11 protein-coding genes and 3 tRNA genes are annotated in these 11770 nt (G+C 39.4%); 5 read left to right on the forward strand and 9 right to left on the reverse strand.

The annotated features are described in order from the left end of the window. Positions 1–70: 70 nt before the first annotated feature. From VRHSUH09_RS05320 to VRHSUH09_RS05335, 4 genes are all read right to left on the reverse strand, one after another. Positions 71–1969 (reverse strand): LPO_1073/Vpar_1526 family protein, encoded by a 1899-nt coding sequence (locus VRHSUH09_RS05320; protein ID WP_105081605.1) that lies wholly within the window; start codon positions 1967–1969, stop codon positions 71–73. Between the two features lie 9 nt (positions 1970–1978). Next, positions 1979–2530 (reverse strand): TIGR01440 family protein, encoded by a 552-nt coding sequence (locus tag VRHSUH09_RS05325; protein ID WP_105081606.1) that lies wholly within the window; start codon positions 2528–2530, stop codon positions 1979–1981. A 223-nt stretch (positions 2531–2753) separates the two neighbouring features. Then, complete coding sequence (locus tag VRHSUH09_RS05330; RefSeq protein ID WP_009352515.1) at positions 2754–3314, reverse strand: Fe-S-containing hydro-lyase; 561 nt, start codon at positions 3312–3314, stop codon at positions 2754–2756. 21 nt (positions 3315–3335) lie between these two features. Beyond that, on the reverse strand, positions 3336–4178 hold the full coding sequence (locus VRHSUH09_RS05335; RefSeq protein ID WP_105081607.1) for a fumarate hydratase: 843 nt from the start codon (positions 4176–4178) through the stop codon (positions 3336–3338). Positions 4179–4916: 738 nt separating this feature from the next. Here VRHSUH09_RS05335 and VRHSUH09_RS05340 point away from each other — a divergent pair. From VRHSUH09_RS05340 to VRHSUH09_RS05360, 5 genes are all read left to right on the forward strand, one after another. Then, positions 4917–4992 (forward strand) — tRNA-Asn (locus VRHSUH09_RS05340). 4 nt (positions 4993–4996) lie between these two features. Next, positions 4997–5071 (forward strand) — tRNA-Glu (locus VRHSUH09_RS05345). 3 nt (positions 5072–5074) lie between these two features. Further along, positions 5075–5150, forward strand: a tRNA-Val gene (locus VRHSUH09_RS05350). A gap of 254 nt (positions 5151–5404) precedes the next feature. Next, positions 5405–6526, forward strand: a complete 1122-nt coding sequence (locus VRHSUH09_RS05355) for an IS1249 family transposase (protein ID WP_009351498.1) — start codon at positions 5405–5407, stop codon at positions 6524–6526. A gap of 102 nt (positions 6527–6628) precedes the next feature. Beyond that, complete coding sequence (locus VRHSUH09_RS05360) at positions 6629–7537, forward strand: hypothetical protein (protein ID WP_105081608.1); 909 nt, start codon at positions 6629–6631, stop codon at positions 7535–7537. 68 nt (positions 7538–7605) lie between these two features. Here the strand turns inward: VRHSUH09_RS05360 and VRHSUH09_RS05365 are convergent, their stop codons facing one another. The 5 genes from VRHSUH09_RS05365 to atpG form a co-directional block, all read right to left on the reverse strand. Continuing rightward, complete coding sequence (locus tag VRHSUH09_RS05365; protein ID WP_233187914.1) at positions 7606–8460, reverse strand: IS3 family transposase; 855 nt, start codon at positions 8458–8460, stop codon at positions 7606–7608. Further along, complete coding sequence (locus VRHSUH09_RS05370; protein ID WP_245875992.1) at positions 8424–8993, reverse strand: transposase; 570 nt, start codon at positions 8991–8993, stop codon at positions 8424–8426. Before VRHSUH09_RS05370 ends, VRHSUH09_RS05365 begins: the two co-directional genes overlap by 37 nt. A 66-nt stretch (positions 8994–9059) precedes the next feature. Continuing rightward, complete coding sequence (atpC, locus tag VRHSUH09_RS05375; RefSeq protein WP_054748284.1) at positions 9060–9467, reverse strand: ATP synthase F1 subunit epsilon; 408 nt, start codon at positions 9465–9467, stop codon at positions 9060–9062. Between the two features lie 3 nt (positions 9468–9470). After that, positions 9471–10895 carry a F0F1 ATP synthase subunit beta gene (gene atpD / locus VRHSUH09_RS05380; protein WP_105081610.1) on the reverse strand — a complete coding sequence of 475 codons (1425 nt, stop codon included), beginning with the start codon at positions 10893–10895 and terminating at the stop codon, positions 9471–9473. An 18-nt stretch (positions 10896–10913) separates the two neighbouring features. Beyond that, a complete protein-coding gene (atpG, locus tag VRHSUH09_RS05385; protein WP_009352465.1) occupies positions 10914–11768 on the reverse strand; it encodes an ATP synthase F1 subunit gamma in 855 nt (284 codons plus the stop codon). Between the last annotated feature and the right edge of the window lie 2 nt (positions 11769–11770).

The following is an 11770-nucleotide window of genomic DNA, read 5'->3' on the forward strand; positions in this document are numbered from 1 at the left end:
ACACAAAAGGTCTCCCTAAATCTTAGGGAGACCTTTTTATTACATATTACCTATTGTAAAGCTATGTCGCTTAGAACCAATGAGATAAATCAAACTCTTCACCAATCGTTGCTTTCACATGAGCTCGGCCTAAGTAAAGACCTAGCAAGGTCAAGCTAATTTTAGACATCGGCGTTTTATCAAACACATCTGCCAAGTCCAAAAGAACTGGAGAAATATCATCCATAATATCACGCGCCTCTTGCCCTCTAAAAGCAGTTGGTTTGCTCTTCATGAGTGCCAATAGATCTCGTTGAACCATGGAGTCAGAAATACGAGTTTGTCTAAAGAAGCGTGGTGCCAAGGATTCATCAACTAAAGCCAATTTATATAAATTGGAGTTTAAGCTACGCACCACATAGCGTGGATCTACACCGCGACCATCGGTAGCACGGAATAGTTCTTCCTTAGAGAAGCCACGGTAGTTAAATACAAGCGGATAAGAATTAGATAATACTTGTGCCAATGTAATTGGCTCACGTTCCTCTTGAGTACAGCGCAAGTAATCAAGCTGACGATAGAAGGAATGATTTTGAGGCAAATCAGAAATAAATGGCTCAATATATTTTTCTACGTAATGTTGGAAATGAATCAATCCATAGTTATTGGAATTTCTAGAATATTGCAATAATAAAGTTAACGCCATAACTTGGAAGTGGCCTAGTGTTAAATGTGGTAATATGCGCAATGCATCAAAGGCTACTAGATACGGCGTACTAGATTTAGGAGATTGCACAACATCGAGGAAAGCCCCTAACGCAGCGGACTTCATCCACTCCGTATTTGTTGCAGCATACGCCTTTTGCATACTCATCAAAGCTTCTTGAATAACAATATTATCTAACAACGCATTTACTTCAGCTAGCTTTGTAATGTTAAGTGCTGCTAAAGCATCTCTTGTAATATCTTCTACATAATATTGTGTATCCCCATGTAGTACACCAAAAGCATGTACAAATGGAGCAATAGCTAGTTCAATGCATCTATCTTCATGTGCAGCTTTAGCCCATTGACCAGTAGGAACCTCTTCATCAACTAAACTTGCTGCAGCTAACTGTGCCTCAATTTCAGATGCATCAAATAGGCGAGTTTCATCTAATACAGATGGACCTTCCGCAGTTTGTACCTCATCAGCGCCGCCAATCATTTGAGTGACTTCCATATTTTCAACTTCATCAGCAGCTAAGACCTCTACAGATTCGCCCATAGCAATGGTATCCTCTACAGAAATCGGTCGATTACGAAGCTCATCAGTTACCTTATCTAAGACAATAGTTTTATCCATTAATGGAGTACCTTGATTGCCATTAGAATGCTTGATATCGGAAACAGCAGTCATCACAATAGTTTCATCTGAAACAGAAGGAGTTACCACTTTCTCATTTTCAACGACAGTAGGTTCATCATGTAAAACTTCACCTTTTGTATCATCAGCTGCAGGCTCAGTCCTTGTAGCTTGAGATTTACTGTTTTCACCTGTATTAGACTCAGCACTAGTCACAGCATCATTGTGATTACCTAAGGCTAAGGCGTAACCGGTAGATGTATTTTCTACATGTGTATTCTTACCATCTCTTCGATTGAAAGATGTATCTGTAGAATCAACTAAAACCTCTCCAGATTCATCATCTAAAACCTCTGTAGATTTATTCTGTAAAACTTCGCCAGATTGACCTTCAGTAGAATCAACAATCGATGCAGTATATACATTAGTACCACCTGCATGCGTTATCGTTACATCACCACGCTTAGATTCCGTTGCAGTTGGACTATCATTCTTCGCTTCAATATTATTGTCTACATGTGAATTTCTATGCGTCTTAGGCTTTGATTGACTTTCACCATCACCTCGACTAAAAACGGCGTAGCAAATAGCAAAGAAGCCTAATGCTACGACGGCTAATACAAAATATGGTATTACGTTTGACATACTATCCCCCTACATCAACGCTTCATTATATGCAGCACGTTCGCCGCCGATGCTCTTTGGACGAACACGACAAGCAGTTACATGGGCTTCCCCAATTTCCTTTAAACTAAGCCGTACTGGTACTGTAACATGTTTCATGTGCATGCCTATGAAAGTATCCCCAATATCGATTCCTGCATCAGCTTGAATAAACTCAACCATTACAGGATCATCAAAACGTTCATACGCAGTTACTGCCATAGCGCCACCTGCATGACGTTGAGGTACTACATTTACCTCTTCCTCCCAAGTCATTGCACTACGCTCCATAACAAGAGCACGATTAATATGTTCACAGCATTGAACGGCCAAATTAAGACCTCTCGCTTTAACAGCTGTATATATTTCATCAAATACGACCTGCGCCACATCTAGATGGGAATCAGTGCCGATTTTTTTACCTATAATTTCGCTAGTGGAGCAGCCCACAACGAATAGTTGACCTTCTCGAACCCTTGCCAAATCAAGTAATTCAGCCATCGCTGTGCGAACTGACTGACGAATAGTTTCTACAGAAGTCATGTTATCGCCTCACTCACTTTGAATGTATAAAATCTATATGTATATTATCATAAAATAGACAAAATCGGTAGACTTTACTCTACATATAGGTAGTGAACATCTCCTGATATTAACTTATAAACTGTAAAAGTATATCCTTATATTATTATCATACTATTAAAGAATGAAGACAACAAAAAGAGGCTTGCAAATGCAAGCCTCTTTTAATCACTCAACGGTGATATTAGATTTTTCTGTAAGGTTTTTGGCCTTCTTCGTAGAAGTTGTTACCTTCAGTATCGCCAACTACGATGCAAGGGAAGTCTTCAACTGTCAATTCAGCCAAAGCTTCTGGACCAAGCTCACCATAAGCAAGTACTTCGTATTTTTTGATGGATTTTGCAATCAATGCTGCAGCGCCACCAACTGCTGCGAAGTATGTGCAACCATTTTTCTTCATGGATTCAACTACTGCTGGTTTACGGGAACCTTTACCAATCATGCCTTTGATACCTTGATCAAGCATTGTTGGTGTGTAAGCATCCATACGACCAGAAGTTGTAGGACCAGCGGAACCAATTGGATCACCAGGTTTTGCAGGTGTTGGACCAAGGTAGTAAACGAATTTGTTAGTCCAATCGATTGGTAATTTTTCGCCACGTGCTAAAGCTTCAGTCATAACTTTATGAGCAGCGTCACGAGCGGAGTAAATTTTGCCAGTGATAAGAACGCTATCACCAACTTTTAATTTACGGGAAAACTCTTCATTATATTCTTCAGTGTTAATGCGAATTGTTTCAGCCATTGTAATGTTACCTCCTATCGATTAAAGTTCTGCGTGAGCATGACGAGCTGCATGGCACATGATAGTAACTGCAACAGGAAGACCAGCGATATGAGTTGCACCCCACTCGATGTTTACACCAAGACAAGTTGTAGTGCCGCCCAATTGTGGACCGATACCAGTTTTGTTAACCATTTCCATGATTTCTTCTTCTAATTTTGCATAGTCAGCATCTTTATGAGGTGTGCTAATATCGCGAAGCAAAGCTTTTTTGGACATAACTGCTGCTTGGTCCATAGTGCCACCGATACCTACGCCAAGTACGATTGGAGGGCATGGGTTAGGGCCAGCTTTTTTAACGATTTCAAGAACTGCATTTTTAACGCCTTCAACGCCGTCAGCAGGAACAAGCATAGCTACGCCAGATTTATTTTCGGAACCGAAACCTTTAAGCTCTACTTGGATATCTACTTTATCGCCAGGAACGATATCAGTGTAGATAATAGCTGGAGTGTTGTTTTGAGTGTTCTTACGGTTGAACAATGGCTCACCTACAACGGATTTACGAAGGTAACCTTCGATGTAACCAGCTGCAACGCCTTCATTGATAGCTTCAGTAAGATCGCCACCAACGAAATGAACGTCTTGACCTACTTTTAAGAATACCATTGTCATACCAGTATCTTGGCAGTATGGACGATCTTCAGCATCAGCGATTTCAGCGTTTTCGATGAGTTGATCAAGAACGATACGACCTACTGGAGACTCTTCTGTTTCACGACCTTTTTTCAAGCCTTCATAGATGTCTTTTGGCAAGTGGTAAGCTGCATCCATACATAATTGACGGATAGTTTTTGTAATTTCAGATACTTGGATCTCGCGCAAGATAATCCCTCCTCAGGAAAAATTGAATATTAATTCTAATACCGTGAGATAACTTTTAATTCTCAAGCGTATAAGATATGTAAAACTCATACACATTGAGATTTACTCTATGCATCAATCGTAACACACAATATACAGCCTTTCAACGCCTCAACTATACAGTTTTCTCAATGCTTTTTAGCTTTCTGAGAATAGTTTTCATGAATATTTTTGTATATATTTCGGTATTTCAATAGACTATATATACCATGTTTTATAATGATGAAAACTCTTTCATAATGTGACAAAAGTCATAGTTTATCATACATTAATCCTATTTTCACACCCCTTTTCTATAGAGGCTTTCTAATATATAGATTTAGTTTATAATTAACCACAAACCCAGACTATATCTAATAAGATAAATACACTTTTTTATTAACTGATATTTCTTTTCAAATAAACCTTTTAAACTTTTCTACAATGCATATGTATACCGATTATCTTCAATATACTTATATTGCTAACTCTCATTAATATATCGTCATTTAAACCCTTATAAACACAGTAACTAACTGTATTTTTCAAACTCTATAGACTTTATTAATTTTAGTGACTTTCTTATCAATATTTTTAATAACTAATTTTACGTATAAAGTTATGTGTTTTAGTCATACTTAACGAGGTCTATTTTATAGTAATTTTAAAAAAAAGGCTTGCTTTTATAATTAATCTAACATATAATAACAATCGTACCATTCCTCGATAGCTCAGTCGGTAGAGCAATCGGCTGTTAACCGATCGGTCGTAGGTTCGAGTCCTACTCGAGGAGCCATTCTGGCCCGTTGGTCAAGCGGTTAAGACACCGCCCTTTCACGGCGGTATCCCGGGTTCGATTCCCGGACGGGTCACCACATGGACGATTAGCTCAGCTGGGAGAGCGCCTGCCTTACAAGCAGGATGTCGGCAGTTCGATCCTGTCATCGTCCACCAGACCAAAGGAGCAAGCATACTGCTTGCTTCTTTTTTTTGTATATGTGATATAATAGGGTTATAGGACAAAACGTGTTGGTTTTATAGGCGATGGGGCCAGTAAATTACTGCTTCCATCGCCATTTTAAGTTCTTTTGATAAACTTAGAGGGTGGACAAAATGTGTTGGTAAAAAGTCCCAAACCCCTTGATTTTACTGGCTTCAATAAGGTTATATCTTCTTAGAAAATCGTGTTCTAAGTGGAGGGAATAATCATGCTGGTAAGATGTATAAATTGTGGATTTTCTTGTCAAAAATATGGGAAAACTAAAGCTGGATCACAACGATGGCATTGTAAGCAGTGTAACATCACCTTTACACAAACTATTGATAATACTACTAAATGTTTTCATCGATTTCTAAATTGGTTATTTAGTAAAGAAACACAACAGGACATGCCTGGGCAGGGCCGTACATTTCGTAGACAGATAGCTGATTTCTGGCAAATATGGCCTATGCCGCCCAAAATTGAAACCTCGAGAGATGTGGTATTCGTTGATGGTATTTACTTAGCTAAAAAAGCTTGTATTTTGATCTGTTATGATGGTGAATATGTATTAGGGTGGTATTTATGTAGGTCAGAACAGTCTCGCTCATGGCAAGCTCTTATGCAGCGAATAGCGACACCCATTGTGGTCGTTTCTGATGGTGGACCTGGTCTTAGAAAAGCATTAAAAAAAGTTTGGCGTACCGCCAAGCTTCAACGTTGTATTGTTCATGCCGTATGGCAAGTACATCGTTACACTACTAGGCGGCCTAAGACATTAGCAGGCATTATGTTAAAAGATTTAGCAAGCGATTTATATAACGTAAAAACACAGGAAGATGCAAAAATATGGATTCAACGATTATTTAATTGGAGGGTGACTTTTAAAGAGTTTCTAAGTGAAATGACACGTGATAGTAATGATAATTTAAGAGCTACGCATGAACGATTATTAAAAGCCTATAACTCTCTAGTGGTATTAATTAATACAGAGACAATGTTTCGATATTTAGATGAAACATTGGTGTTGGATAAAGAATGTCCGAGGACTAATAACCCTATTGAAGGCGGAGTAAACGCACAACTCAGACGTTTATTGCGTTACCATCGAGGGATGTCTGTAGAAAAACGCATAAAAGCGGTCTTTTGGTGGTGTTATTTACACTCACCAAGACCGCTTTCTGCAAAAGAAATACTTAAGGTAATGCCAACTGATGCAAGTATTTCTAAAATATATAGTTCTATGAATGAAAGAGCCCAACTTCAAGGCATAATTCCAACTTGGGGGGATGCCATTTCTTGGGGTGATTTGCATAACTATGACAAATTATCTTTCAATGATTGGGATTAAAGTACCAACACGTTTTGTCCTATAACCCATATAATAGTACCAGTTGTTTTGTTTGTAATTTTAAATTGTGATTTTAAAAGAGTTTTATTAAGAGGAGGAATTATGTTTCGTAACTTCGGACTCTGTAAACGTCCCCTACTTTCAGTACTAGGTGTACTACTTGCATCTACATTAGCAACAGCTAATGCTGCTACAATTGATATGAGTCAATTGACTTCTAATGGAGCTAAACCTGTCGTAATTAGTTCTACGACAGCCAACCAAAATAGTGCTGCACCTATCGTAAATATCGAAACCAATACACAGCCTACTACAAAGGTGGCAAATACACCTGTATCTACACCAATTTCTGTCACTCCAGAAAAGGCGACTATTAATCCATCTAACGCTAATTATGATGGCCATTTAGAGAACTTCCCGAGCCGTAAAGTAACGATTGTTGTACCGGCTAAATTACGCAATGAAAATACAGCACAATTTGGTCATTATATGACAGATCGCTTGTCTAATACGCTTAAATATCCGTATTATGATACTGCTATTGTAAGTACTAATACACCAACTGCACAAATCAGAGCTGTTGATCTTGCTCAAATTGCAGCGGCCCAAAATTCTGAAATTGTTATTATGCCAGTACCATTACAAGATATCTATGTACAAGTTAATGGTATTAATAGTCCATATGCATATAACGATGAAGATCGTGAAATCTACATTACTGCAAAAGTGAATGCATTATTGTACTACTACGATGTAAACGACAAAGTTGTTCACACTGTTCGTACAGGCTTCAATCAAACTGATGATTCTTTGACTATGCCAACGCATAAGGCTGTTTGGAACAAAGTTATGACCGTATTACTTGATAAATTGCCATACAAACGCATTCCGACAGACCGTGACCGCTACCAAGCACCTGGTATTAACTCTGAAACACCAGTTGTACTTGATTTCCAAGTAGAACAACCTAGAAATACAGCGTACTCCTTAAAAGGCGTTAGCGTATTATAATAAACAAATATACACAAGAAAAGGCTAGCCCCTGATATGTACCCATTTTCCTGGACACATATTATTTACTAGCCTAAACACATGGATGCTTCTCTGTATTTCACAGGGGGCATCCATTTTGTTTTTGCTTGAATCCTTTTGTTATTGTAATAGTTAATGTATTCTTCTATCGCTGCTGCAAAAGCATTAAAAGATGAATATTCTCTCTCAAAACCATAATATATTTCCGTTTTCAATCTACCAAAAAAGGTTTCCATCACAGAGTTATCATAACAATTTCCTTTTCGAGACATAGATTGAATAATACCATGCTCTTTGAGTGTTCTCCTAAAGTACTTATGTTGGTATTGCCATCCTTGATCAGAATGGAGGATTAATCCTGAAAGATTAGTAAACTTCTTGAATGCCTTCTCTAACATACGAGAAATTTGTTCTAAGTTAGGACTTAATGCTAAGTCATAAGCAACAATCTCATTCGTATTCATATCTAAAATAGGCGACAAATAGCATTTTCCCCATGAGAAATTAAATTGAGACACATCAGTAGTCCATTTTTGTAATGGTGCAGTTGTACTAAAATCTCTATTGACGATATTTTCTGCTACCTTACCGACTTTCCCTTTGTAAGAGTGGTACTTTTCTTTCGGTCGCTTTCCTGCGAGCCCCATAATATGCATAAGTCTTTGCACTCGTTTATGATTGACTACAAAGCCTCGATTAAGAAGCTCTTGATATACACGGCGTACACCATACCGGCCTTTATGTTCTGTAAAAATCTTTTGAATTTCATCTTTTAGCTCTGTATTTCTTTTATCTACAAGATCTACTTTAGTAAGTTCAAAATAATAGGTAGATTTGGACATTGGCATAGCTTTCAAAAGATGTTTTAGTTGATAGCCTTGTTGGCGGAGCGTTTTGATAATCGCTGCTTTTTCGCCTTGAGTCGCGCAGCCTCTTTTTCTTCTCTCAAGGCAATCTCTTTTTTTATGACTTCATTTTCAGCTTTAATATAAGCAATTTCAGCTCGTAAGCGAATGAGTTCCTCATATTCACTCTCTTTGAGCTCTCGAGGTGAGATAGTCTTAGGTACTTTCATTTTGCAATCCTTTGGTGATCGTCCTTTAGGTTTATTAATAAGACCATTGTATCCCAAAGTTTTGTATTTATGAACCCATTGATACAGTTGGCCAGTATTAATTCCAGCCCTAATAGATACAGAGCGGATAGATTCTCCAAATAATACTTGGCATACTAACTCATATTTCTTCTCTGGAGACCAACATCGCTTATCTGGATTATGCTTATTGATTTCTGGGCCATTAAACTCTTCCTGTTTAGCCCATTTTATTATTTGTTCGTGAAAAGTATGAGTCAATACTCCAGTTGGCGTCTCTGGCCATTCACCTTGATTAAATAATTCAATTGCTTTTTTTTTAAATTCATAACTATATCTCATGAAAATACCCCCTTTACTGGTTGTCCAGTAAAGGGGGTACATATCACCCTCGGCTAGCCTTTTATCTTATAGTTGTTTAGTTACATGCAAGCGCAACAAGGCACGTTGCAATGCCGCTTCTGCTCGCTCTACATCAATATCAGGTGTAGGATTAGCCAAACGGCCTTCAGCACGCTCTTTGGCACGCTGAGCACGTTCCACATCAATAGATTCTGGATCTTGGCAATCTGGTGTTACAATACTCACCTTATTATGTTCGATTTCACAGAAGCCACCAAATACAGCAAGTTCACGAGATGTTCCATCAGGTTGATCAATGCGTAAAGGCGCTAAGTCTAATGCAATAATCATAGGTGCATGATTTGGCAAGATACCAAATTGACCATCGATAGCCTTACCTACAAAAAAAGTAGACTGACCTTCGAATACGACTGCATCAGGTGTGATGATCTGTAGGGACATAGGTTCCGCCATGGATTATTCCCCCTTCTCTTGCATTTCCTTTGCTTTTTGAACGGCTTCATCGATGGTACCAACCATGTAGAATGCACCTTCAGGCAAATCGTCATGTTTACCATCAAGGATTTCTCTAAAGCCTCTCAATGTTTCGGACAATGGTACGTATTTACCAGGAGAACCAGTAAATACTTCAGCTACGAAGAACGGTTGACTCAAGAAACGTTGAATCTTACGCGCACGAGATACAGTCAATTTATCTTCGTCAGACAATTCTTCCATACCAAGGATTGCGATAATATCTTGAAGATCTTTATATTTTTGCAATACTTCTTGCACGCCACGCGCTACAGCGTAGTGTTCTTCACCAAGTACATGTGGGTCCAAAATACGGCTTGTAGAATCTAACGGATCCACCGCTGGATAGATACCAAGTTCCGCAATGGAACGAGACAATACTGTTGTCGCATCCAAGTGAGCGAATGTCGCCGCTGGAGCAGGGTCAGTTAAGTCATCGGCAGGTACGTATACAGCTTGTACAGAAGTAATAGAACCTTCTTTTGTAGATGTAATACGTTCTTGTAATGCCCCTACGTCATTAGCCAATGTAGGTTGGTAACCTACGGCGGATGGCATACGACCTAAGAGGGCAGATACTTCAGAGCCCGCTTGGATAAAGCGGAAAATGTTATCGATGAACAAGAGCACGTCTTGTTTCTTCACATCACGGAAGTATTCAGCCATTGTAAGGCCTGTAAGACCTACGCGCATACGAGCCCCTGGTGGCTCATTCATTTGGCCATATACGAGGGCTGTTTTGTTGATAACGCCAGACTCTTTCATTTCGTTCCACAAGTCGTTACCTTCACGAGTCCGTTCGCCTACGCCGGAGAATACGGAGTAACCACCGTGCTCTGTGGCAACATTGTGAATCAATTCCATGATCAATACGGTTTTACCTACACCGGCACCACCGAAAAGACCGATTTTACCACCTTTTACGTATGGAGCAATAAGGTCAACGACCTTAATACCTGTTTCCAAGATTTGTGTATCTGGAGAAAGGTCATCAAATTTAGGTGCTGGACGGTGAATCGGCCATTTTTCATCAGCTGCAACTGGAGCTGGATCATGGTCTACAGTTTCACCAAGTACGTTAAAGATACGGCCCAATACGCCTTCCCCTACAGGGACGGAAATAGGATTGCCAGTATCTTCCGCTTCCATATTACGTGTCATACCGTCAGTAGAGCTCATCGCAACGCAACGAACTGTGTCGTCACCTAAATGTTGCATAACCTCTACTACGATTTTTTGTCTATCGTGTGCTTTATGGTCATGGTAGATGTGGATGGCGTTGTAGATGGCTGGTAAATGACCAGCATCGAAGCGCACGTCTACAACTGGGCCGATGACCTGCACAACTTTACCAATATTATTACTCATCGACAGATGTCTCCTTATTTATTGCAAGGCATTAGCGCCACCAACGATTTCAGAAATTTCGTTTGTAATACTAGATTGACGCAACTTGTTATATTCAAGGCCTAAGGACTCAATGAGTTCCCCTGCATTATCTGTAGCAGATGTCATGGCAGTCATACGAGCACCTAATTCACTAGCTGCAGATTGCAACAATCCATTATAAACAGTAATTTCTAAATATTTTGGTAGCAACGCCTCCAAGACAGATACAGCAGATGGCATGAAATCATACTCTTCGCCCTTTACCTCATCTTGTGGTTGCTCTATCGGCAACAAGCGCTCAGCCTGTGCAATTTGCGTCATAGAATTTACAAAACGTGTATAGATCATGATGACTTCGTCAACTTCATGACGTTCATATAATGAAAGTGCTTCATGCATGATGGCACGAGCATGTTCATAGGAAGGTTTATCGGAGAAGCCCGCATAAGACTTATCGATATGAATACCTCTGGATTTCATACTGTCTCTAGGTTTTCTACCCGCCGTAATTACACGGTATGTACTAGGATCTTTGCCCTTTAATTCTTCCATAGCAAACTTAAGTACATTAGACGAGAATGCCCCAGCAAGACCTTTATCCGCACCAACTACAATATAGCAAGTACGTTCAACAGGTCGAACATCTAAAAGAGGACTTTCAAAGCCTTCTAAATCACTATTAGACATATGACGCAAGATTTGCCCAATCTTTTCTGCGTAAGGACGCGTAGCTTCCGCTTTTGTTTGTGCCCTACGAAGACGAGCAGAGGCTACCATCTTCATCGCTTTAGTAATTTGTTGCGTATTGGTAACACTTTTTATGCGTTTTCGCAAATCTTGTGCACTAGCCATAC

Source organism: Veillonella rogosae JCM 15642 (genome assembly GCF_002959775.1).
GTDB lineage: Bacteria > Bacillota > Negativicutes > Veillonellales > Veillonellaceae > Veillonella > Veillonella rogosae.

Bases quoted from the DNA above. Each gene is read 5' to 3' on its own strand.
- VRHSUH09_RS05320 (WP_105081605.1), bottom strand. From the start codon at position 1,969: ATGTCAAACGTAATACCATATTTTGTATTAGCCGTCGTAGCATTAGGC.
- VRHSUH09_RS05325 (WP_105081606.1), bottom strand. From the start codon at position 2,530: ATGACTTCTGTAGAAACTATTCGTCAGTCAGTTCGCACAGCGATGGCT.
- VRHSUH09_RS05330 (WP_009352515.1), bottom strand. From the start codon at position 3,314: ATGGCTGAAACAATTCGCATTAACACTGAAGAATATAATGAAGAGTTT.
- VRHSUH09_RS05355 (WP_009351498.1), top strand. From the start codon at position 5,405: ATGCTGGTAAGATGTATAAATTGTGGATTTTCTTGTCAAAAATATGGG.
- VRHSUH09_RS05360 (WP_105081608.1), top strand. From the start codon at position 6,629: ATGTTTCGTAACTTCGGACTCTGTAAACGTCCCCTACTTTCAGTACTA.
- VRHSUH09_RS05370 (WP_245875992.1), bottom strand. From the start codon at position 8,993: ATGAGATATAGTTATGAATTTAAAAAAAAAGCAATTGAATTATTTAAT.
- atpC (WP_054748284.1), bottom strand. From the start codon at position 9,467: ATGGCGGAACCTATGTCCCTACAGATCATCACACCTGATGCAGTCGTA.
- atpD (WP_105081610.1), bottom strand. From the start codon at position 10,895: ATGAGTAATAATATTGGTAAAGTTGTGCAGGTCATCGGCCCAGTTGTA.
- atpG (WP_009352465.1), bottom strand. From the start codon at position 11,768: ATGGCTAGTGCACAAGATTTGCGAAAACGCATAAAAAGTGTTACCAAT.